The organism is Comamonas piscis (assembly GCF_014109725.1).
GTDB classification, from domain to species: domain Bacteria; phylum Pseudomonadota; class Gammaproteobacteria; order Burkholderiales; family Burkholderiaceae_C; genus Comamonas; species Comamonas piscis.
On the sequence record NZ_CP058554.1, the window covers coordinates 2,357,504 to 2,379,592 of the forward strand.

General features: G+C 61.4%; 18 protein-coding genes. 12 read left to right on the forward strand and 6 right to left on the reverse strand.

Translation table 11 applies throughout. The features are described 5' to 3' along the window. Positions 1 to 196: 196 nt before the first annotated feature. From HS961_RS10535 to HS961_RS10555, 5 genes are all read right to left on the reverse strand, one after another. Complete coding sequence (locus tag HS961_RS10535) at positions 197 to 1,165, reverse strand: tripartite tricarboxylate transporter substrate binding protein (protein ID WP_182327725.1); 969 nt, start codon at positions 1,163 to 1,165, stop codon at positions 197 to 199. Between the two features lie 403 nt (positions 1,166 to 1,568). Further along, on the reverse strand, positions 1,569 to 2,204 hold the full coding sequence (locus HS961_RS10540) for an OmpA/MotB family protein (protein WP_182327726.1): 636 nt from the start codon (positions 2,202 to 2,204) through the stop codon (positions 1,569 to 1,571). A 3-nt stretch (positions 2,205 to 2,207) separates the two neighbouring features. Continuing rightward, complete coding sequence (locus HS961_RS10545; protein WP_182327727.1) at positions 2,208 to 4,136, reverse strand: hypothetical protein; 1,929 nt, start codon at positions 4,134 to 4,136, stop codon at positions 2,208 to 2,210. Beyond that, positions 4,133 to 5,431, reverse strand: a complete 1,299-nt coding sequence (locus HS961_RS10550) for a hypothetical protein (RefSeq protein ID WP_182327728.1) — start codon at positions 5,429 to 5,431, stop codon at positions 4,133 to 4,135. Before HS961_RS10550 ends, HS961_RS10545 begins: the two co-directional genes overlap by 4 nt. Positions 5,432 to 5,434: 3 nt before the next feature. Further along, positions 5,435 to 6,379, reverse strand: a complete 945-nt coding sequence (locus tag HS961_RS10555; protein ID WP_238347887.1) for an ATP-binding protein — start codon at positions 6,377 to 6,379, stop codon at positions 5,435 to 5,437. Positions 6,380 to 7,027: 648 nt separating this feature from the next. On the opposite strand from HS961_RS10555, the gene HS961_RS10560 reads away from it, so the two are divergent. The 5 genes from HS961_RS10560 (at position 7,028) to HS961_RS10580 (ending at position 10,250) form a co-directional block, all read left to right on the forward strand. After that, the gene (locus HS961_RS10560; protein ID WP_182327729.1) at positions 7,028 to 7,936 is read left to right on the forward strand and encodes a helix-turn-helix transcriptional regulator; all 909 of its coding nucleotides are present in this window, start codon (positions 7,028 to 7,030) and stop codon (positions 7,934 to 7,936) included. 157 nt (positions 7,937 to 8,093) lie between these two features. Next, on the forward strand, positions 8,094 to 8,435 hold the full coding sequence (locus tag HS961_RS10565) for a DUF4190 domain-containing protein (protein ID WP_182327730.1): 342 nt from the start codon (positions 8,094 to 8,096) through the stop codon (positions 8,433 to 8,435). Positions 8,436 to 8,474: 39 nt separating this feature from the next. Beyond that, positions 8,475 to 8,843, forward strand: coding sequence for a TM2 domain-containing protein (locus HS961_RS10570; RefSeq protein WP_182327732.1), 369 nt, complete (start codon positions 8,475 to 8,477; stop codon positions 8,841 to 8,843). Positions 8,844 to 8,874: 31 nt separating this feature from the next. Then, on the forward strand, positions 8,875 to 9,198 hold the full coding sequence (locus HS961_RS10575; protein ID WP_182327734.1) for a hypothetical protein: 324 nt from the start codon (positions 8,875 to 8,877) through the stop codon (positions 9,196 to 9,198). 26 nt (positions 9,199 to 9,224) lie between these two features. Further along, positions 9,225 to 10,250, forward strand: coding sequence for a hypothetical protein (locus HS961_RS10580; protein WP_182327735.1), 1,026 nt, complete (start codon positions 9,225 to 9,227; stop codon positions 10,248 to 10,250). Between the two features lie 57 nt (positions 10,251 to 10,307). Here the strand turns inward: HS961_RS10580 and proP are convergent, their stop codons facing one another. Further along, positions 10,308 to 11,879 (reverse strand): glycine betaine/L-proline transporter ProP, encoded by a 1,572-nt coding sequence (gene proP, locus HS961_RS10585; RefSeq protein WP_182327737.1) that lies wholly within the window; start codon positions 11,877 to 11,879, stop codon positions 10,308 to 10,310. A 184-nt stretch (positions 11,880 to 12,063) separates the two neighbouring features. Between proP and HS961_RS10590 the strand changes: the two genes are divergently transcribed. The 7 genes from HS961_RS10590 (at position 12,064) to HS961_RS10620 (ending at position 22,077) form a co-directional block, all read left to right on the forward strand. Further along, positions 12,064 to 13,242 (forward strand): acetyl-CoA C-acetyltransferase, encoded by a 1,179-nt coding sequence (locus HS961_RS10590; protein WP_182327739.1) that lies wholly within the window; start codon positions 12,064 to 12,066, stop codon positions 13,240 to 13,242. A gap of 49 nt (positions 13,243 to 13,291) precedes the next feature. Beyond that, positions 13,292 to 15,961, forward strand: coding sequence for a LuxR C-terminal-related transcriptional regulator (locus HS961_RS10595; RefSeq protein WP_182327741.1), 2,670 nt, complete (start codon positions 13,292 to 13,294; stop codon positions 15,959 to 15,961). Positions 15,962 to 16,264: 303 nt separating this feature from the next. Further along, positions 16,265 to 17,323 carry a phosphotransferase family protein gene (locus HS961_RS10600; protein WP_182327743.1) on the forward strand — a complete coding sequence of 353 codons (1,059 nt, stop codon included), beginning with the start codon at positions 16,265 to 16,267 and terminating at the stop codon, positions 17,321 to 17,323. Between the two features lie 21 nt (positions 17,324 to 17,344). Next, a complete protein-coding gene (locus HS961_RS10605) occupies positions 17,345 to 18,595 on the forward strand; it encodes an acyl-CoA dehydrogenase family protein (RefSeq protein ID WP_238347888.1) in 1,251 nt (416 codons plus the stop codon). A 10-nt stretch (positions 18,596 to 18,605) separates the two neighbouring features. Beyond that, the gene (locus HS961_RS10610) at positions 18,606 to 19,403 is read left to right on the forward strand and encodes an enoyl-CoA hydratase/isomerase family protein (RefSeq protein ID WP_182327745.1); all 798 of its coding nucleotides are present in this window, start codon (positions 18,606 to 18,608) and stop codon (positions 19,401 to 19,403) included. Positions 19,404 to 19,450: 47 nt separating this feature from the next. Then, complete coding sequence (locus tag HS961_RS10615; RefSeq protein ID WP_182327747.1) at positions 19,451 to 20,452, forward strand: NAD(P)H-dependent flavin oxidoreductase; 1,002 nt, start codon at positions 19,451 to 19,453, stop codon at positions 20,450 to 20,452. Continuing rightward, a complete protein-coding gene (locus HS961_RS10620) occupies positions 20,452 to 22,077 on the forward strand; it encodes a class I adenylate-forming enzyme family protein (protein WP_202883147.1) in 1,626 nt (541 codons plus the stop codon). Before HS961_RS10615 ends, HS961_RS10620 begins: the two co-directional genes overlap by 1 nt. The last annotated feature ends 12 nt before the right edge of the window (positions 22,078 to 22,089 follow it).

Below are 22,089 nucleotides of genomic sequence, written 5' to 3' on the forward strand. Positions count from 1 at the left end.
TCAGGTGAGGGCCCGTTGGGGGCTGTTCTGGAGCTCACGTGCGTTGCTCACACAACCCAACAAATAATAGATTTGCGGATGAGTCTATGCGCCGGGTCGCTTTCAGCGAAGCTGCACGCAATACAAAATGCGTTAAGGCGAAGCCACGGCGTATCAGGGGTGTTAACGACTCTTAAGTTGATCAGCGCCACAGGCGTCATTCCAGCCCGATGCTCTGCACAATCGTGCCTTCTTCGGCGAAGGCTTTCTTCGCAAACGCACTGTAATCCTCGGCATTACGGTACTCCAGCCGCACACCATAGTTTGCGGCCGCCTGCTGGAAGGCAGGGTCGTCCATGGCGGACTTCACGGCGGCGTCAAGCTTGCGCACAATTTCGGGCGGCAGTCCTTTGGGGCCGGCAATGCCCAACGGCGATGGCGTCACCACGTCATAGCCCTGCTCACGGAAGGTCGGCACATTGGCGAAGGCGGGAGGGCGCGTTTCTGAGGCAATGGCCAGCGCACGCAGCTTGCCTGACTGCATATGCGGTAGGACGGTATTGCCAAACACCCCTGTCTTGGTGTGGCCCGCAATCAAGGCATTCACCGCCTCGGCATCGCCCTTGTACGGCACATGGGTGAACTGCACGCCCGCCTTTTTCTCCAGCAAGGCCATCAGCACATGGTTGGCCGAAAACTTACCGGGCGTGCCGTAGTCGACCGAGCCGGGCTGCTTTTTGGACTGCTCGACTATGTCCTTGACCGATTTGAACGGCGAATCCTGCGCCACGGCCAGCAGAAAGTCATACGACATAAAGGCTGCCACATAGCTCAGGTCGGCAACCGGATCGTAGGCCACCTTCTGGATATGCGGCTGCCGGAAGATCGCTACCGGGCTCAAGGTCAGACGGTAGCCATCGGGCTTGGCATTCTTCATGTCCATCACCCCCATCGAGGCCCCGGCACCCGGTTTGTTCTCAATGATGATCGACTGACCCAACTGCTTGCCCATCGACAGGGCCAGCGCCCGCGCCACCACATCGCTCACGCCCCCCGCGCCATAGGGCACGATCAGCACGATAGGCCGGTTGGGGTAATCAGCCTGTGCCACCGCGGGCGCGGCAAAACCCGCAGCGCCGACTACGGCAATGCTGGCTGCGACAGCGGCAAAAGTACGGCGTTGCATGGTTGTCTCCTTGCATGAGTGGTTGTTGTCTCTGCAGTCTAGCGAAGCCACCGCTAAGCATCCCCAACACGGGTGACAGCAGGATGGCATCGGCGGCGGGGTCATCATGGCGAAGGGTCGGGGCTCACCGGGTGAGGGCCGCAGGGTCGCAGCTCCTGTGCCGCACTGGAGCATCCATAGCCACGCGCTGGAGTCGGGCAAGCATTGAAGAGCCAGCTTGCCAAGTCTGAGAGATGTTCTCGGTAGATGGATGTTGCTAGCCTCTGCAGATCCTTCTCCGACCCTTTGATTCAGCCTTGGCTCCTCTCGGGCTTTGTGCTGCCAACAGCCACCACATTTTGTGGGAGAGTGCAGAACCCAGCGCGATGTTGCCATAGCTGCTGGGTTCTTGATTTCATGCAACTCAGTTCAAGGTCAGTTGCACTTCTACCCGACGGTTGCGAGCATCGCCCGGATCAATTCCTGTGAGGGGGCTTGAATCGCCGTATCCAGCCACGACGATGCGCCGTGCTGTTGATTCGTCCAAGCTTCCGATGATCGCCTTTCTGGCTTCACGTGCTCTGGCAGCTGACAAAGTGTAATTGTCGTCGTATACGGTGCAAAAGCGGCGGAAATCCGTGACGGGGTTCTTGACCGGCAGGTTATCGGTGTAGCCCTCGACCAGAATTTTCGACCTGGTGTGCTCTTTGAGGAACATCTCCAACTGCCTCTGCACGCTTTGAACGGCGACTTGTGCTTCTGGCGTAAGGCATGCGCTGCCTTTCTCAAAGACACCGTCGCGCAAGGTCAGGCGGCTTCGTTGCAAGTCCATCTCTATCAGTGCATCGGCATTGCCACTGCTGAGAATGTTCTTGATGTTCTGAGAGATCTTTTTGAGCGGATTCTCCAGTTGGGATTTGGATTGCTCCAACTCCTGTTTGTATTTCAGCTCGCTGGCCCCTTTTTGGATCACGGCAAGTACAAGCAACAACATCATGACGGCCATAACCCCTGCCATCAGGTCTGAAATGGCGATCCATTCACTAGGTTTGTCTTTCACGACTTAGGCCCCGCTGGTGACTGGATGTCCAGAGAGTGCAAGAGGCGCGACGCTGGCATGTGGTGCCACCCGTTGAGAAGCTGCACCATTGACCCCCTGAAGCATATGCTGAGACAGCTCTTTGAGTAGCGACTGAATATCATTCAATGGGGAGAGCGCCCGGTTCAATTCACCATTGATTTCACGAGCGATACCTGTTTCTGCTGTCGGACGGGTTGAAATCTGCTTCTGAACGTCGGAGAGGGCCTTGCGAATTTCGCCCATAGGCTCAAGTGCGTTGGTAAGCCTGTCCATGGCCACTGGAACCTGATTGACATGCTTGACGTCATCAGCCAATGAAGACAGTTTCTCGATCGCCTCCTTGACGAAGCCTATGCCGTCCGTCATGTTCTTAGAGACTGAATTCATTTGCCTGCTGCTGGTGGATATGGATACCAAACCATCCGCAATAGGCGTTGAGAGTTTGCCGATGTTCTCGACCACAGTTTGAATTGCCCCATTCAAATTCTCCGAAGTGCTAATGAATTCGACCGATGCATCCTTTTGGATTTTCAGCGCCTTTCCGATCGAGCTCTGTACCTCGCTCATAGTGTCCGTCACATCGTGCGAAAGCTGTTCCAGAGAGGCCGAAATCTTCTCCGTAGCGCTACTCAATTCCTTGCTGCCCATTGCCAATGTGTCAGCCGCTCTGTCACTCATCAGCGTAATGGCCGCAGAGAGGTCGGTTCGCACGTTGTCCAGTACGTCTTTGAATTGGGTCTCAAATTCTTTCACTGCACCCAGCAGGTTCTGAGCCGCAGCTCCCACGTTGTCCGCGCCGTCGGCCATGCGCTGCGCTGCGCTGTCCATATTGGCGACGACCCGTTGGGTGCTGTCCGTGAAAACTTGCATCGCTTCATTCGTCTGCGTGCTGGCATCAGCAACCCGTTGCATGCTCTGTTCCAGCAATCCGATCATGCGCGTGTTCTCCAGCATGTCTTCCTTTTGCTGTGCATTCATTGTTCGGGTTTGCTCAGCGAACAACTCGCGCAAGGTCGTCTCATTGCGGGCAGCGATCTCTCCTTGTTGACGGGAGAAGGCGGTGAGTAAAAACTCCTGGCGTTCGCGGCGTTCATTCGCCCCCTCAAGGGCGGCACGCATGTGTTTATCAAGCAATGCTTGCGCAGCAGCTTGACTTGAGATGATCTCGCGCAGTGTCGCTTCGTTGCTTTGTGCGATCTGGTTTTGCTGTTCGCGAAGTGCATGGGTTTGGGCGGCGTGTTGCGCGGAAGACTGCAGCAAGCTCTTTTCGAAAGCGCCCGCCAGGAAGGCCGTCATGGAGTTGCCAAGTTCCACGGACCGATTCCACTTCTGCTCTTCGACAGCAACCAGCATTGCATTGCGCGCCTCTGATTCTTTCTTCACCTTGCCGATCACCCATGCAAGTCGCTTTTCTTCAAATTGAGTGACTTCGCTCCAAACCTTCATCAGGATGAATCCGGCGATACCCCAAGTGGAAGTTTTGAATTTGGTTCCAAGACCTTTGAGCATGCCCAGCATGTTTTGCAGCCCGTCTGCGGCGCCTGCCGCATCCATCGCACTGCTGGCTCCCAGAATGGATGACGCCTTGTCCAGCGCTAGGCCCAGGCCAATAAAGGTACCAAGCAATCCCACAATCAGCAGCATCCCGGGCATCACCTCAGCCAACTTCTCCGGGCGCGTTGCTACGATATGGAACAGATCGGTAACACCACCTTGGTCAATGCCTTGTGCTGCACCAGACTTGGCATTCGACGCGCGATTCCATTTTTTTTCCCAAGCGCGCGGTGATGCAGTAATGCTTACACAAGCCACTGTCAGCACCAACATCGCCAACATCACGCAGAAAAACGATGCTTGCAGCAGATCTGAAAAATCGGGAGTGAGAAAACTAAGAATGTCTTTGGGGTTCATGCGGTCACCGCCAGAATGGTGCTCATGCGCTTGTGCGCATCTGCCTTGAAGATGTTGGAGTAGTCGCGAATTAGTTCTTGCTCGTCATCGCTCAATTCGCTGAATGGGATGTGCTCTTCTGCGCAACGCATCAACACAGCGCCAATCACTGGTGAGTCAGATATCAGGAATTCATTGCCCTCTGCAATGAGGTCTGCTTCCTCCTTTTCCAGAAGTTGCAGGAAGCCTTCGGCGGCTCCCACATAGCGGTCTATGTCTATCTTCTTGGTTTCGATCTCGTTGAGCTGTTGTTGCTTGTCGAGCAGTTCTTGCGTGACTGTTTCAAGCGCTGTTTCGTCCTCGGCTGACAGTTCACCTTGAATCTTCTTGGAAACAGTCAGGGACCGCTGAAGAATCTTGTCCTTAATGAGTGTTTTGTTGAGAGTTTCCCAACGTTGATCCTCAGCTTCTGCACTGCTGGCCCAAGATGCAATCATCTCTTCGAACACAAATGGGGTCAGCTTCTTGCCATGCCGAGATTGCAGGATGCCATCCAGGCGTACGGCCGCAATTTCGCTGAGCTCGGGATCTTCCTTGATCAGATCGGAAGCGATGCGAACAAGGAAAATGTCGTCCGCACTGATCTGGGTGATCTCGGTTGCAGTCCTGAAGGTCTTGTCGGCAATTTTGAGGAGCTTTTGCGTTGCGCGCAGTCGCAGGTAGTGTTCGAAATCAGCAGGCGCTTCCTGGATGACCTTGGCAATTCCTGCCTTTGCAATTTCATAGTCATTCAGGGCCATGAGTAATGCGATTTCGTGCGACAGGCCTGAAGATTTCACATCGCCCTCAGCGGCACGCATGGTCGCCTGGTGTTCTTTTGCGACATGGAGATCAGCTTCGTCGAGTACTGATTCCTCCTGCTCCGCCGCCATTTCCTGTTCGCGTTGCGCATGGATCTTCTTGGACAGCTTGATCGCCCATTGGATAGCCTCTTCGATCTTCTTGGCGACCGGAGAGTTCTCGAAAGCAAACAAGGCACCGATGCCTCTGTCTAAGGCCACCAGAGCAACCTTTAACCATGGCACGGGCGCAAAGGCGGCCGCTTGTTGTACATAGGATCGGAACAGCTCCACATTCGGCTTGACTCGTGTCCATGTCTCTTTGATGTCCTCGACCAATTTTTCGGCATTGGTGGCCATAAAGCCGATGGCTTTGCCGACGACCTGTTTTGCCGCTTCGTAAGTCTTGGTGGCAACCTTGACTACAGCACTGACGGCTTTGGCGGTGAACGACGCAATTGAACTGAAAAATCCCATTTTTTATTCCCCTGATGTTGTTTGTTCGGTTTCTTGGTTCTTGATACCAAGAAGCGAAAGTGCGGCCTTGGCGCTGCGCGCATTAGCCGCGTGTGATTGCGTATTGCCTCCACCTACATTGGCCTTGGCATATTTGATGTCAGCGATCGCGGACTCCAGGTGTACCCATGCAAGCTTTGGTGCATCCACTTGCGCCATGACCGCACGTGGCAAGGCAGTTCTTAACGCAGTCCGAATCTCTCGCCCCGACAACCCCGCAGAGGATGAAGAGGCCAACTGGATAAGTTCCTCACGCTCCAGAGCAAGCGGGATACCAGCTACCAGCATGCGACTCCAAAGCCGTTGGCGTTCTTCCATGTCAGGCAGCTGGAACTCCACGTGGTAACGGATACGGCTCACAAATGCCGAGTCATAGTTCTTCGCAAAATTAGTGGCAAAAACGACCACGCCATTGAAACGCTCCAGCTCAATGAGCATGGTCGAGCGCATGGCATTGATTTCGTTGTCGATGCCTTGCGTTACAGAAGAAAGGCGAGCACCCAACAGCGTGTCTGCTTCGTCGAAAAAAAGCAGTGCTCCCTGCAGCGCTGCTTCTTGAAATGCCGCACCAATGTTTTTGGCTGTTTCGCCTACGAACTTGCTTTCGATTTCAGAGATGCCAATGTGAATGAACTGAAGTCCCAAAGTGCCAGCAAGAGCTTCTGCCGCCAGTGTTTTGCCGGTGCCTGGTGGTCCGTAAAAGTTGATCGCCATGTTGCGCCCAGTGGGATCAACCTCGGCAAAACCCCAGTCCGTATAGATGAGCTTATGAAAACGCAAGGATCCAATGGCCTCATCCATCATTTGACGGGTGTGCCTTGGAAGGATCACGTCTTTTTCAAGATCAAAGCGAGGTGCTTTGCACTCGTAGCGAGCGGAGTCGCTGATGTTTTCTTTTTCTGAGCTCAAGTTTTTTTCTCCATCTGAATCAACATGGATTGATTGCGTCTTTCTTGTTTACATTTGGAAGGTTTGGCCTGGGGTAAATGCCGTGTGTTGAATTCCTGACGTCGCATTTCCCAGAGTGCCGCAGCAATGTCGGCCGGGCGTCGACCGTCAATAACTTTCGATGGTGTTTAGCGCCTTAAATGCTTGTGCACCCATGTCACTATCCAACCCACTCACTTTCGAGCCTTGCTCGCAGTCTGAAAAAAACGTGCATAGGTAGAAATCAGCGGAGCTACAAACCCGCGTATTTGCTTTGTCTCGAAGTCCTCACCCCCGCACTCAGGGCAATAGGGAACCACATCAACCCAGGGGACAAGCACATCAGACCCACCGGCTGTGATGTGCTTCCATCCACAGGATGTGCAGGTCCAGGATCTGGGGCCGACAGGACGGACCATTTTTCAACTCCTTCGTCGTTTTGGGCGTTGATGGCGACGTTACATTCTGCATTCTCTTGATACAAGTGTGCAATTGCTTCGTCAAAGTGTGTGGTCATTGTGCAGTCTAACTGTCCGTTTATAAGAGGCAAAAAAGATTTTTTTCGGACGTGGTTTGACCATTCATTCACTTACGATGTGTTTCGTTGACCCCAAAAATGACTCACTAGCAATGTCCTCTTCCACTTCTTCTCTCGACACCATCGCCTACCGCTTGAGCGCCATTCTTCGGCGGCTGAACGCAGGAGAGACGCTTGTCATCAAGCGTCTGGCGGACGAGTTCGGGGTGACCGAACGCACGATCCGGCGCGATCTCAATGAACGCTTCAGCTTTTTGAATCTGGAGAAGAAGAGCAATCGCTATTCGCTGCCGCCCTATAAGTTGGGTACCTTCAGCCAGCGCGATGTGCAGCGCATTGCATCGCTGGCAGGGCTCCAGGGCATGTCGCCGGCTTTGTCGGGCGAGTTTCTGGGGGATTTGCTCGATGACAGTCTGCGTGGTTCCCTGCTGGTGCATGGCACCAAGGCCGAAGATATTAGCAACAAGGAACCCGATATTGCCAAGCTGCGTGCGGCGATTCAGGACCGCCTGGTGGTGGAATTTGAATACAGCAAGCCCGATGACACACGCAAGATTCTCCAAGTGAATCCTTACAAGCTGGTGCTGAACGAAGGTGTTTGGTACTTGCAGGCCACCGACCAAGGCAAGGTCAAGTCCTATGCGGTATCGCGCATTGACCGCCTGCTGGTGAGCATGGAGGCATTCACGCCGGATACCGAGGTGGTGGATTACCTGAAGAAGGAAGACACAGTCTGGCTCAACCAGGAAAAAACCGAGGTGGTGCTCAAGGTACTGCCCCCAGCGGCATCCTATTTCCAGCGGCGCCAGCTGATTGGCAGCCAAAAGATCGAGATGACCTTCAAGGATGGCGAGATTCTGGTGTCGGGCTTGATTGCCCACCAAAACCAAATCCTGCCCATCGTGCGCTACTGGATTCCTTATGTGCGTGTCGTCCGTCCAGACGGACTTCAGGCAGAACTGGATGCCCAGCTGAAAACCTATGTGGGGCTGAGCGACTAAGCACGCCCCCCTTTCCAGCGTTTCCCCCATTAGGAATTTCTGCCGGCGAAAGCCGGTAGGGGGATGCTTTGCCTTCTTTTTTGATGAGAACCGCCTGATGCGCGGATAGGCGGAGCTTTGCCCACTTTTTTGACAACCGATAAGCAGGAGAAAAACCATGTCCTTTTGCCGAGGCTGCGGCCATCAGATTCATGAGACAGCACAAAGCTGCCCGCAATGCGGTGCGGTCACTGCGCACAGCACATTGGCCCCCGCACAGGGTGGCTCCTTGTGGTTGCCGGTGCCATCGCTGGTTTGCGGCGTCATCGTGGCGTTTGCGTTGTTTGATCCCAGCGATTGGGACCAGGACCAGGTCGTGGGATGCGCGCTGATCGCTGTCGTTGCCATCGTGCTTGGCGGTATCAGCCTGGCGAAGCAAAAGAAGGGCGCCGGGATGGCCATTGCCGGGCTGATTCTGGGTGTCGTCGGCTTGCTGGGTGCGATCGGATCGCAGCTTTGATGTCTCAGGTAGTCAGTTCATACAACGGAGGTAAGAAAAATGGATCAACAAGCTTTTGAAAGCCCCACCATGGTGTTTTGCCACGCCTGTGCAAAACCATTGCACTTGTCAGCGGTGGCCTGCCCGAGCTGTGGCGCTGCGCAGCGCAAGAGCGAAGCACTGGATGCAGGCGAGTCCGAGAAAAGCAAGGTCACCGCAGGTGTGCTGGCGCTGCTCCTGGGTGGCCTTGGCATCCACAAGTTCTACACCGGCGCCTGGGGCTGGGGGATCGTCTACATCCTCTTGTGCTGGACCTACGTCCCGGGGCTCATCGCCGTCGTGGAAGGTATCCGCTACCTGGTGCTTTCCAAGCAAGAGTTTGCGCGCAAGGCTGCCGCCATGCAGGGCCCCTTTGCCTGGCTCTGGTGAACCGCCCCACAGATCAAAGAAAGGACGCGTTATGAAGCTTGAGCGTTTACTGCCGCTGCTCTTGTTGCCAGGGGCTGCCCATGCAGGCGGAGGAGGCGGGGGCATCCTGCTGGTGCTGCTCTTTCTGCCCTTGCTGCTCTGGTTGTTTGTCAAGATCTGGAGCTTCTGGTTTCGGCTGATTTTTGGCAGCCGTGAGGAGCGTCGATCTACTTACCAGGCGCCACCGTCCTATGCAGGTAGCAGTGGTGCGCCAACAGCTGCCGGGTCCGACCTGAAAAGCTGCCCGTTCTGTGCCGAGCCGATTCAGCGCATGGCGATCAAGTGCAAGCATTGCCGCAGCGATCTGCAGCAATAGGTCCTCAAAGAAAAACAGGCGAGATGATGGAATTGAAGAAGCTGAAAAAAATGGCGCTATCCAAGATGGCGTTTTGCGTGCTGGCAGCTGCCGGATTGACTGGCTGCTGGGACAAATCTGGCAAGGCAGAAGCGCCCCAGTCCCCCATGCAGGCAGAGGCACCGGCCAACAAGAACCCCATCGGGCAGCTGCAAGCCATGCTTGCGTCCAGGGAGGCCATTGGCTTGAATCTCCAGTACGTGGAGCGCATAGCGGGGCCGGCCAAGCGCATCGATGGCAAGCAGCAGCAGTTTGATCTGCAGGGCTGCGAGTTTTTGCTGACGACAGATGATGCCAAGCAGTCCATTGTGGGCGTGCAACTGGCCTTGTCCAGCGCCTGCACGGTCAATGTGGGGCCGCCCATCAGCGCCGACAAACCGATCAAGCCCAGCGAACTGACCTTTGGAATGGCGGAGCAGTATTTTCGGCCGGGCAACTATTTGGCGGATTGCCTGTCAATGTGTGGCAACGCCTATGACCCCAGCATTTACTGGACTGCGGAGGGCAGCCGTGCGGAGGGCTTCATGTCGGTCACGCTGAGTGTTCCGATTGTCGAGGATGCCGTGATCGAGGCCGCAAGCCGTTGGCGCGATGCGATGGAGAAATCGGAATCCGAGGACTGGGTGGTCAGCGAACTGGGGTTCAACTGCGCACCGCAGAAGTACCGCCATGTGGCTGTGCAGGAATTCTCAGGCATGCATCCTGCCGTTCTCAGCTTTGGCCAAGGCCTTGAAGCCCCCGTATGCGTACCAGCGCTGCAGTCACAAGCCCCTGCACCTGCCGCCACTGTCATCTCAGCGCTGACGGTGCCCAAGCCGCGTTCCGATTGCGACATGGAATACGGCGCCTATCTCCGGTCCAAGGGCCTAGTGCCCAAGGAGAAGTCCATCCACGGCCCGGACGACCGAGATTTTGCCGGCTATGGCTGCGCCTATGGCATCTCGCCCGCGCCAGGGTCGCCAATCCAGCGCGGAGCGACCGTGACTTTCCGATCTGCCTGGGAAGCCGGTTAAGCGCCTGCGCTCAGTGCCTCCATCCGTGTGGAATGGCTGAGCGCTGCGATCTCCGTCTTAATCTAGCCGCGGATGCAAATCAATGTACCGCTGCTTGCGCAACTCCAGCGCCGCAATCTGCTCCTGCAGCTTGACAATCTCGCCATCGATGTCTTCCACGCTCTGCTCGATATGGTCCAGCGTTTCGATCAGCAGCTCCTTGGCCTCCTGCTTGCTGGAGGCCGCTGGCGTGGCGCCGCGCAGCGGGCGGTTGGCGGTTTCCTTCATGAAGATGCCGGTGATGATGCCGACGACAGCGACAAACATCAGGTAGTAGGCCGGCAGGTACAGGCTGCCGGTCGAATCGACCAAGGCGGCGGTGATGGTGGGCGTGAGGCCGGCGACGATGATGGCGATGTTGAAGGAGGCGGCGAGCGCGCTGTAGCGGATGCGGGTCGGGAACATGGCGGGCAGGGTGGAGGCCATCACGCCGGTAAAGCAGTTCAGCACAATCGCCAGCATGAACAGGCCGACAAAGATCAGCGCGATCTGGCCGTTGATGATCAGCTTGAACGCGGGAATCGCCAGCACCAGCAGGCCGATGGAGCCGATGATCACAAAGGGTCGGCGGCCAATGCGGTCGCTGGCCAGGCCGATCACCGGCTGCACAAACAGCATGCCGATCATCACGGCGATGATGATCAGCACGCCATGGTCTTCGGAGTAGTGCAGGTTGTGCGACAGGTAGCTGGGCATATAGGTCAGCAACATGTAGTAGGTGATATTGGTGGTCAGCACCAGGCCGACCGACACCAGCAAGGGGCGCCAGTAGCGTGTCGCGATTTCTTTGAAGGACACCCGTGGGCGGTTTTCCACATCGTCCTGGTCCTCTTTCTCCATTTGTGCCAGCTGCTGCTGAAAGGCTGGGGTCTCTTCCGCCGCATGGCGCAGGTAGAGGCCTACCAGCCCCAGGGGCGCGGCCATGAAGAAGGGCACGCGCCAGCCCCAATCGAGAAAGCTGGCGTCGCTCAGCAGGCTTTGCAAGAGGACGACGACGCCCGCGCCGGTGACAAATCCCACTATCGAGCCAAAGTCCAGAAAGCTGCCCAGAAAGCCGCGCTTGCGGTCCGGCGCAAACTCGGCCACAAAGATGGCAGCGCCGGTGTATTCACCACCGACCGAGAAGCCCTGCGCCAGCTTGCACAGCAGCAGCAGGATCGGCGCCCATATCCCAATGCTGGCGTAGGACGGTATCAGCCCAATACAGAAGGTACTGGCGGCCATGATGATGATGGTGATCGATAGCACCTTCTGGCGCCCAAACTTGTCACCCATTACGCCAAAGAAGATGCCGCCCAGGGGCCGCACCAGGAACGGGATCGAGAAGGTGCCCAGCGCGGCAATCATCTGCACGCTCGGCGATGCATCGGGAAAGAACACCTTGCCCAGCGCAAAGGCGACAAAGCCGTAGACGCCAAAGTCAAACCACTCCATGGCATTGCCCAGCGCGGCAGCAGAAATCGCTTTTTTGAGCTTGACCTTGTCGACGATGGTGATGTCGTGCAGCTCCAGGGTGCCGCTTTGGGTGGGGATCAGAGGCGGCGACGGAGGTGTTGGATCGGCCGCTGTATTGTTGTTGATGGTATCCATGCGGTTCCCCGGTAATTATGGGTCGCCATCTTCGCCAATCGCCGCCGGGCCGTCTGTAGGACGAGGGGGCTGCGCGCTGCCGCCAAACTTCGCCAGCCACCCGTTATGGGTGGTTGGGCCGGGGTGGGGCGGGCCTAAACTCTTCCCGAGCATCTTCTAAAAAATGACGAGACAAAGGAGTTCCATGTCCGAAGCTTTTATCGTGGCGGCGCAACGCACCGCCGGTGGCCGCCGGGGTGGCCAACTGGCCGGCTGGCATCCGGTGGATCTGGCCGCACAGGTCATCAATGCGCTGGTGGAAGGTGTCGATGCCGACCCAGCCGCAGTGGATGATGTGTTTCTGGGCTGCGTCAGCCAAGTGGGTGAGCAGTCCAGCAATGTGGCGCGCAATGTGGTGCTGGCTTCCAAGCTGCCTGAATCGGTGCCTGGCACCAGCATTGACCGCCAATGCGGCTCCTCGCAGCAGGCCATCCACTTTGCCGCGCAGGCGGTGATGTCGGGCGCGATGGACATGGTGATCGCCGCCGGCGTCGAGTCGATGACCCGCGTGCCCATGGGCAGCCCAGGGGGCTTGGCGCAAAAGGCGGGGCTGGGCCACTACCACAGCCCCGGCATCGCCAGCTGCTATGGCGATACCGTCTTCAGCCAGTTTGTTGGTGCCGAGATGGTGGCGCGCAAGTACGGCTTGGACAAGGACGCGCTGGACCGCTACGCCCTGCAAAGCCACCAGCGCGCCGCAGCCGCCAGCCGCGCCGGCCACTTTGCTGCTGAGATTTTGCCCATCGCAGTGCGCGATGCCAGCGGCGCCTTGACGCAGGACCTGCACGCGGTGGATGAGGGCATCCGCTTTGAAGCGACGTTGGAAGGTATCCAGAGCGTCAAGCTGCTGCAGGAGGGCGGCTTGATCACCGCGGCCAATGCCAGCCAGATGTGCGACGGCGCCAGTGGCGTGCTGATCGTCAACGAGCGCGGCCTGCGCCGCCTGGGCGCCAAGCCCTTGGCGCGCATCCACCACATGACCGTGCTCGGCCATGACCCTGTCATCATGCTGGAGGCCCCGGTGCCCGCCACCCAGCTGGCCTTGAAGAAGGCCGGCATGCGCCTGAGCGACATCGACCTCTACGAAGTCAACGAGGCCTTTGCCTCCATCCCGCTGGCCTGGCAGCAGGCGCTGCAGGCCGATCCCGAGCGCATGAATGTGAACGGCGGCGCCATTGCGCTGGGGCATCCGCTCGGCGGTACCGGCGCCAAGCTGATGGCCACCCTGGTCCATGCGCTGCACCAGCGAGGCGGCCGCTACGGGCTGCAGACCATGTGCGAGGGCGGGGGCATGGCGAATGTGACGGTGATCGAGCGGCTGTAGAAGTCATGGCAACATAAGAGGATACACATGCTGCACAACGACAAAAACAGTGACCGAGACAAACCCCACACTTCCCCGGCTGGAGCCCCGGCGCATTGAGCGCAAGCATCTGCTGGCGCGCCTGTCCGAGGCCCGCCATAAAACCTGCCTGCTGATCCACGGCCCGGCGGGCAGTGGCAAAACCTCGCTGGCGTTGCAGTGGCGAGCCCAGGCGCTGACCTTTGGCCATGACGAGGCGTGGGTGACGGTACAGCCCGGCGACGACGGGCAGGCGCTGATGGCGGCGCTCTTCGATTCGCTGGACCGCATCGACAGCGATATCGCGCGCGAGGCGCGCCTGTTGTCCAACCGGGGTGGTGAGGCACGGGCCGATGCCATCGTCATCGCCTTGCTGCGCGCTTTTTTGGCGCGCAGCCGGCCTTTGCTGGTGGTGATCGACGACTGGCAGAACATGGGTGACATGCGCGCGGGCGCAGCGCTGCAGACCTTGCTGGATTTTGCGCCGCCCGCCTTGCGGCTGGTGATCGTCTCGCGCAGCATGCCCCAGCTGCGCCTGGCGCGCCTGCGCGACCAGGGCTTGCTCGAAGAGATCGGGCCCGCCGAGCTGCGCTTTACCCTGGAAGAGGTGCAACAGTTTTTGCAGGCCCGCCAGCCGCGCAGCACCAGCCCGGCCATGGCGCGCCAGTTGTTGGAGGTGACCGATGGCTGGGCCGCCGGCCTGCAGCTGCTGGCACTGCAGCCGCGCACCCCCGCATCGCCGGTGCAGAACGCGCAGGACTTCAGCGCCTATTTCAACCGCGAGGTGCTCTGCCGGGTCGACAAGGACGAGATCGATGCGATGACGCGGCTGGCGGCGGCGCGCAGCTTCAACCAGGCGCTTGCCATCACCATCGCCGGCGAGCCCGTCGGCCCCGCGTTGTTGGAGCGCCTGCAGCGCGAGAACCTGTTTGTGCTGCCCCTGCAGGATGCTGACAGCCAGGGCTGGTACCGCTTCCACCCCTTGTTCCGCGAGCTGCTGCTCACCCGCTTCCAATCGCTGCCGCAGGCTGAGCGCCAGCGCACCCACGCGGCCCTGGCGCAATGGCTGGGCGCGCGGCGCCACCTGCGCGATGCCGTGCACCATGCGGTGGAGGCCGGCGACATGGAGCAGGCCGTTCACTGGGTGGAGCGCTGGGCACGTGAGCTGTTTTTGAACGGCCAGCTGCAGCAGCTGGTACGCGCCGTGTCCGAGCTGCCGCGTGCCACCGTCAATGCCCGGCCGGCGCTGCTGCTGTGGCTGGGCTGGACCCAGCTGTGCTACTACAAGCTTGCCGCCTGCCATGAGACCTTGAATGCGCTGCGTGCGCAGCTGGGCGAGCGCGACCATGAAGGCCGCGCGCACTGCGTGCTGCTGGCCTTCTCTCTCGCTTTGCAGGAGGACGACCTGGGCACTGCACAGGCCTTGCTGCCCGATCTGATGTCCATCCAGCAGGGCGATGATGCCGTGCTGGTGGGCGGCAAGCGCAACCTGCTGGGCTGGATGTACGGGCACAGCGCTGAGTACGACAAGGCCCGCGAGGTGCTGCAGGGCTCGCCCCCGTTGCGCGAGGACGGCACGCCGCTGCTCGACTCGGCCTTTGGCCATCTGATGACGGAATCCTTGCGTGGCCTCTCTTGGCTGTATGCCGGCGATGTGCGCCATGCCGAGCCGGTGCTGCGCGATGCGCTCGCACATGCAGAAAAGGCGTTGGGCCGCCATAGCGAGATGGCCTGCAATGCCGCCGCTTATCTGGCCGCCGTGCTGTATGAAACGAATGAGCTGGACGAGCTGCGCCAGCTGCTCGATGGCCGGCTCGACACCACCGAGCGCGTCGTGCTGCCCGATGCGCTGGTGACCGTGGCCCTGGTCTGCGCGCGCCTGAGCCGGCTGGACGGCAACCCGCTCGAAGCGATTGAGGGCCTGGCGCGCATCGAAGAAATCGCCCAGCGCCGATCCCTTGACCGTCTGCTGGCCTTTGCGATGGGCGAGCGCGTGCGCTGCCTGTTGCAGATGCGCGATATGGACGGCGCGCGGCAGATGCTGCGCCAGCTGGAGCTGCTGGCCCAGCGCCATGCCGATGCGCACAGCCCCGTGAGCCTGCGCATCACCGGCATGGCGCGCTACACGCAGGCGCTGTTCCACGAGGCCAACCTGGATGACCGGGCCGCACTGGAGGCGCTGGGCGAGCGTGGCCGGGACGACAGCGCGCTCCTGCAGCGCCGCGACCGCTGCGCCACCTTGGTGCTGCGCGCCTTGCTGCTGAGCCGCCTGGGCCGGCAGGAGCAGGCTTTGGAAGTCATGCGCGATGCCTTGCTGCAAGGCCAGCAGCTGGGCCTCGTGCGCAGCCTGCTTGATTTTGGCGAGCCCGCACTGCTGCTGGCCGAGGCCTGTGCACAGGCCTTTGGTGCATCTGATCCTCTGCTGGCCTTTTATGTGGAGCGGCTGCAGCAGCAATCGCAGCGCTACCGCAGCGTGCAGCAGCGCGAGGAGGCGGGGCTCAGCGAGCCGCTGTCAGAGCGGGAGCTGGAGATTTTGCGGGCGCTTGCGCACAGCATGTCGAACAAGCGCATTGCCCAGGTGCTGGGCATCTCGCCGGAGACCGTCAAATGGCATTTGCGCAATGTCTACGGCAAGCTCAAGGTGGTGGGCCGCGATGATGCCGTGGCCCGGGCGCGCGACCTGGGCCTGGTGCAGGGCTGACCGCCCACTTGGCAGGGGGAAACCCGAGCCACCCACATCGGGTGGGGGCCGGGTGGGGCGGCTGGCCGCATGATGGCTAAAAATAGCAAAGACAGGAGACAAGCCATGTTCGCATCCCTCATTCGCCTGGCGCAAAGCCCAGCTGCTCCCTTGCACCGCCTTGGCACGGCCGCCCTGGCGCTACGCCGTCCTGCGCGCCGCTAAGCGCGTTTTTTCCACGTTCAACCCCAGGATGCCGTTTATGGACGGCCGGGGCGCAGCTTTGCCTGCCTGCCATTGCAACCCACCCAAACCCCTTGCGCGATGACCCCCTTCAGCACCACCTCTGCCCACCCGCAAGCCTTTGACCCAGCATGCCTGGACGACTTTCTGCGCGCGCAGTTGCCAGGGCTGCAGGGCGAGATGGCGTTGCAGGCCATTGGCGGCGGGCAGTCCAACCCGACCTTCTTTGTGAGCTACGGCAGCCGGCACATGGTGCTGCGCAAAAAGCCCGCGGGTGAGGTGCTGCCATCGGCCCATGCGGTGGACCGCGAGTACCGCGTGATGAAGGCGCTGGCGGGCACGGCGCTGCCCGTGCCGCAGATGCTGCTCTACCACGCAGACAACGAGGTGGTCGGCACGCCTTTCTACCTGATGGAAAAGGTCGAAGGCCGGGTGTTCAACGACAACGCACTCGCCGGCATGCGCCCAGCCGAGCGCCGCGCGATCTACCTGGCGATGGCCGATACCCTGGCCACCCTGCATGCGGTGGACTGGCGCGCCGCCGGGCTGGAGGGCTTTGGCAAGGAGGGCGGTTTTTTTGAGCGGCAGTTGCAGCGCTGGCAAAAGCAGTGGGATCTGTCGCGCATAGCGCCCAACCCGGCCATCGATGAGTTGCTGGCCTGGCTGGGCGCCAACCGCCCCAGCGATGACGAAACCACGCTGACCCATGGCGATTTCAAGCTCAACAATCTGCTGTTCCACCCTACGGAGGCGAAGGTGGTGGCGGTGCTGGACTGGGAGCTGTCCACCCTGGGCCATCCGCTGGCCGATGTGGCCTTCAACACGGTGGCCTGGCGCACCCTGCCCGAGGAGTTTGGCGGGCTGCGCGGGCTGGATCTGGCTGCGCTGGGCATTCCGTCCGAGTCCGAGTATCTGGCGCACTTCTACCAACGCGCCGGCCGCAGCGATCCGGCCCGCCAGGCTGCCCCTTTCCATTGGGCCTTTGCATTCATGCGCTGGGCTGTCATTTTTGAAGGCATTGCCGCCCGCGCCGCGCGGGGCAATGCGGTAGCAGACAACGCCTCGGAGGTGGGCGCCATGGCCCAGGCCCTGGCGCAGCGCGGGCTGGAGGCCATCGAGGCGCCAGCGGTGGTGTTTTGAATTTTTACCGAGGAGACGCTCTTGAACTTCCAGTACCCCGAGGACACGCAGCAGATGCAGCGCACGCTGCGCCAGTTCATGGAGCGCCATGTGGTGCCCCGCTACCACGACTACGAGCGCATCGCCGCCACCGGCGCCTACCCGACCGAAGTGGTCGAGCCGCTCAAGCAGCTGGCGCGCGAGGCTGGCTTGTGGAACCTCTTCCTGCCCGGTCTGCGAGACGATGAGCCCGGCACCCGCATGAGCAATATGCAGTACAGCCCTCTGGCCGAAATCATGGGCCGGGTCTACTGGTCGGCCGAGGTGTTCAACTGCAATGCACCCGATACCGGCAACACCGAGCTGCTGCACCTGTTTGCCACGCCCGAGCAGCATGAGCGCTGGCTAAAGCCCTTGCTCGACGGCAGCATCCGCTCCTGCTTCTCGATGACCGAGCCCGATGTGGCCTCGTCCGATGCCACCAATATCTGCACCACCATCCGCCGCGAAGGGGATGAGTACGTGATCAACGGCCGCAAGTGGTTCACCACCGGCGCGCTGCACCCGAACTGCAAGTTCGCCATCGTCATGGGGGTGAGCGACGAGAGCCCCGATGCGCCCCGCCACCAGCGCCATTCGATGGTCATCGTGCCGCTGGACACGCCGGGCCTGAACATCGTGCGCAACGTGGCGATCATGCACCACCATGCCCCCGAAGGGCATTGTGAGGTGACCTATACCGATGTGCGCGTTCCCGTCAGCAACCTGCTGGGTGAGGAGCACAGCGGGTTTGCGCTGGCGCAGGCGCGCCTGGGCCCTGGCCGGGTACACCACTGCATGCGCACCATTGGGCAGTGCGAGCTGGCGGTCGAGATGATGTGCGAGCGCGCACTCACCCGCCGCGCCTTTGGCAAGCACCTGAGCGATTACGCCAATGTGCAGGACTGGATCGCCCAGTCCCGCGTAGAGATTGACCAGGCGCGGCTGCTGGTGCTGCAGGCGGCCTGGAAGATGGACATGTTCGGCAACAAGGCCGCGCACATCGATGTATCCGCCATCAAGCTGGTGGCGGCGCAGCTGCAGACCCGTGTGCTGGACCGCGCCATCCAGGTGTTCGGCGCCATGGGCATCACGCCCGATACGCCCCTGTCCTACCTTTGGTCCTGGGGCCGGGCGATGCGCTTTTTTGACGGCCCGGACGAGGTGCACCTGCGCGCCATTGCCCGCGCCGAGCTGGCCCGCGCACGCGACAACCTGGGCGCCACCGCCGCCTTCTACAGCACCAGCCACTGAAGCGCTTGCGATGACCTATCCCGACCAGAAACCCGACGGCAGCGTGCTGCACTGGCGCAGCGGCGCCGTGGCACATATCCGCTTCAACCGCCCCCAGGCGCTCAACGCCATTGACCGTGGCATGGCAGCCGCCTTTCACCAGGCCTGCCAGGACATTGCCGGCGATCCGCTGGTGCGTGCCGTACTCATCAGCGGCGAAGGCCGGGCCTTTATGGCCGGTGGCGACTTGGATGAAATGCGCGCTGATCCGCAGCAGGCCGCAGCAACGCTGATTGCCGGCATGCATGGCGGCATCCGCCTGCTGACGGCCTTGCAGGCGCCCGTGGTCTGCGCCGTGCAGGGCGCGGCGGCGGGTGGCGGCTTGGGGCTGATGCTGGCCTGCGATCTGGCCATTGCCGCCGAAGGCACGCGCTTTGGCGTGGCCTATCCGCTGATCGGCGCGAGCTGCGACTGCTCCACCTCCTGGGGCCTGCCGCGTGTGCTGGGCCTGCGCAAGGCGATGGAACTGGCGCTGCTGGGCGACAACCTGGAGGCGGCCGAGGCCCTGCGCCTGGGCCTCGTCAACCGCGTGGTCGCCAAGGACAGCCTGGCCGCCGAGGCCGAGGCCCTGGTGCAGCGCCTGGCCCAGGGCCCGACCCATGCGCTGGGCCATATGAAGCAGCTGCTGCGCAGCGCCCTGGAGCGCGGCCTCGACGCCCACCTCGACAAGGAAGCGGAGAGCTTTACCCAGTGCGCCGGCACGGCCGATTTTCAGGAAGGCATCAGCGCCTTCCGCGAGAAGCGCGCGGCGCGGTTTCAAGGCCGTTGAGCCGTTGATCGACCCACCCATTCATGAACGCAAGCCACGGGCATCCTATGAAGACACGTATTACGCAATTGCTGGGCATCCGCTACCCGATCATCCAGGGGGGCATGCAGTGGGTGGGCACGGCGGAGCTGGCGTCAGCCGTCTCCAACGCCGGGGGCCTGGGCGTGCTGACGGCGCTGACCCAGCCCACGCCCGAGGCGCTGGCGCGCGAGATCGCCCGCTGCCGGGAGATGACGGACCAGCCTTTTGGCGTGAACCTGACGATTCTGCCGTCGGCCAAGCCGCCGCCCTATGAGGCCTACCTGGATGCAGTGATCGACAGCGGTGTGCGTGTGCTGGAGACCGCCGGCAACAGCCCCGTCGCCTTTATCGAAAAAGCCAAGCGCGGCCATATGCGCATCGTCCACAAATGCACCAGCGTGCGGCATGCGTTGTCGGCCGAGCGCAATGGGGTGGATGCCGTCAGCATCGATGGCTTTGAATGCGCCGGCCACCCGGGCGAGGACGATGTGGCCGGCCTGGTGCTGATCCCGCTGGCGGCCCGCGCGCTGCGCATTCCGGTGATCGCATCGGGCGGCATTGCCGATGGGCGCGGCCTGGCCGCTGCGCTGGCCTTGGGCGCCGAGGGCGTCAACATGGGCACGCGCTTTTGCGCCACGGTCGAGGCCCCCATCCACGACGATATCAAGCGCGCCCTGGTCAACGCCAGCGAGCGCGATACCCAGCTGATCTTCCGCAGCTTCCGCAACACCGGCCGGGTGCTGAAGAACGCGATCTCGGACCAGGTGGTGGCCACCGAGCGCCGGCCCGGCGGCTGCGAGTTTGCCGAGATCCACCCGCTGGTCGCCGGCCAGCGCGGACGTGCCGCACTGCACAGCGGCGATGTGGATGGCGGCCTGGTCTGGGCCGGCCAGGTGGTGGGCCTGGTGAACGATGTGCCCACATGCGAAGCGCTGGTGCAGCGCATGGTGGCCGAGTGCCAGGAGGCGCTGGCCAGCGCCGCGCGCCGTGCTGGCGTGCCCGAGGCAGCCGTGCTGCAGGAGGCTTGATGAGCATGACCGCGTCCACACCCACGCCCACAACCGCCCCCCAGCTGCGGCTGGAAACCCATTACGACCAGCGTGTGATGCGCTGCTTTGCCGAGCGACCCAACGATGTCATCAGCATGTGGCAGCAGGCCGCCCGGCGCCAACCTGAGGCCGAGGCCCTGGTCTGCGGCGCGCAGCGCCTGAGCTGGGCGCAGCTGCAAGACCAGGTCCTGCGCGTGGCGGCCGCTCTGCGGGCACGCGGTGTGGCCAAGGGCGACCGAGTGGCGCTGCTGCTGGGCAATGGCCCCGAGTTTGTGATTGCTTCCTACGCCACGATGGCCATCGGCGCGGTGGTGGTGCCCCTCAGCACCCGCGACCAATCGGCCGGCATTGGCTATATCTTGCGCGACTGCGAGGCGGTGGTGCTGGTCCATGACGCTGCGCTAGGCGCCGTGGTGGCCGGCATGGGCGAGACGCCGGCGCTGCGGCACCAGGTGGTGGTGGGCGGCGCGCCCGATGCCGCCCAGGCCTTTGCGCAACTGCTGGCCCATGCGCCACTGCCGCAGTGCGAGGCTTTGGACGAGGAAGACCTGGCGATGCTGGTCTACACCTCGGGCACCACCGGTTTCCCCAAAGGCGCGATGCTGACCCACCTGGGCATTGTGCATACCATCCTGCACTACGCGCAGGCGCTGGGGCTGGATGCCTCGGTGCGGGGCTGCGCCGTAGTGCCGCTCAGCCATGTCACCGGCCTGGTGGCGCTGATGGCGGTGACCCTGGGCCTGGGCGGCACCCTGGTGGTGGTGCCGCATTTCAAGGCGGCCGAGATGCTGCCCTTGGCCGCCCAGGAGCGCATCAGCTTCACGATCATGGTGCCGGCGATGTACCAGCTGTTGCTGCTGCAGGAGAACTACCGCCAGCATGACCTGTCGCACTGGACCGTGGGCGGCTTTGGCGGCGCGCCCATGCCGCCGGAGACCATCGACCGGCTGGCGCAGTGGCTGCCAGGGCTGCGCCTGTCCAACTGCTATGGCGCGACCGAGACCACCTCGCCGGTGGCGGTGATGCCCGCGCAGCTGACGCGCACGCACCTGGCCAGCGTGGGCCTGGCGCTGCCCTGTGCAGATATCGCGGTGATGGACGACGATGGCCGCGCCTTGCCGGCCGATGAGGTGGGTGAGCTCTGGCTCAAGGGCCCGATGGTGGCCAAGGGCTACTGGAACAACCCGCCGGCCACGCAGGAGAACTTTGTCGATGGCTACTGGCGCAGCGGCGATGTGGGCCGCATGGACGCGCAGGGCTTTGTCTATGTGATGGACCGCCGCAAGGACATGCTCAACCGGGGCGGCTACAAGATCTTCAGCGTGGAGGTGGAAAACGCCTTGTGCGAGCACCCCGATGTGCTGGAGGCCGCCGTGGTGGCCAAACCCTGCCCGGTGCTGGGCGAGCGCGTGCATGTGTTTGTGACCCTGCGCGACGACAAGCACACTGAGGCCGAGGCGCTGCGCCGCTTTTGCGCAGAACGCCTGGCCGACTACAAGGTGCCGGAGAGCTTTACCGTCAGCCATAGCCTGCTGCCGCGCAATGCCAACGGCAAGCTGCTCAAGCGCGTGCTGCGCCAAGAGCTGCTGGCCGCACAGGCTTGAAGGAGGGCGCCC

What these genes read in the sequence shown, in the direction of transcription:
- HS961_RS10550 (WP_182327728.1), bottom strand. Translation starts at nt 5,431, where the DNA reads ATGGGATTTTTCAGTTCAATTGCGTCGTTCACCGCCAAAGCCGTCAGT.
- HS961_RS10580 (WP_182327735.1), top strand. Translation starts at nt 9,225, where the DNA reads ATGGAATTGAAGAAGCTGAAAAAAATGGCGCTATCCAAGATGGCGTTT.
- HS961_RS10560 (WP_182327729.1), top strand. Translation starts at nt 7,028, where the DNA reads ATGTCCTCTTCCACTTCTTCTCTCGACACCATCGCCTACCGCTTGAGC.
- HS961_RS10590 (WP_182327739.1), top strand. Translation starts at nt 12,064, where the DNA reads ATGTCCGAAGCTTTTATCGTGGCGGCGCAACGCACCGCCGGTGGCCGC.
- HS961_RS10565 (WP_182327730.1), top strand. Translation starts at nt 8,094, where the DNA reads ATGTCCTTTTGCCGAGGCTGCGGCCATCAGATTCATGAGACAGCACAA.
- HS961_RS10570 (WP_182327732.1), top strand. Translation starts at nt 8,475, where the DNA reads ATGGATCAACAAGCTTTTGAAAGCCCCACCATGGTGTTTTGCCACGCC.
- HS961_RS10600 (WP_182327743.1), top strand. Translation starts at nt 16,265, where the DNA reads ATGACCCCCTTCAGCACCACCTCTGCCCACCCGCAAGCCTTTGACCCA.
- HS961_RS10545 (WP_182327727.1), bottom strand. Translation starts at nt 4,136, where the DNA reads ATGAACCCCAAAGACATTCTTAGTTTTCTCACTCCCGATTTTTCAGAT.
- proP (WP_182327737.1), bottom strand. Translation starts at nt 11,879, where the DNA reads ATGGATACCATCAACAACAATACAGCGGCCGATCCAACACCTCCGTCG.
- HS961_RS10610 (WP_182327745.1), top strand. Translation starts at nt 18,606, where the DNA reads ATGACCTATCCCGACCAGAAACCCGACGGCAGCGTGCTGCACTGGCGC.
- HS961_RS10535 (WP_182327725.1), bottom strand. Translation starts at nt 1,165, where the DNA reads ATGCAACGCCGTACTTTTGCCGCTGTCGCAGCCAGCATTGCCGTAGTC.
- HS961_RS10620 (WP_202883147.1), top strand. Translation starts at nt 20,452, where the DNA reads ATGAGCATGACCGCGTCCACACCCACGCCCACAACCGCCCCCCAGCTG.
- HS961_RS10615 (WP_182327747.1), top strand. Translation starts at nt 19,451, where the DNA reads ATGAAGACACGTATTACGCAATTGCTGGGCATCCGCTACCCGATCATC.
- HS961_RS10575 (WP_182327734.1), top strand. Translation starts at nt 8,875, where the DNA reads ATGAAGCTTGAGCGTTTACTGCCGCTGCTCTTGTTGCCAGGGGCTGCC.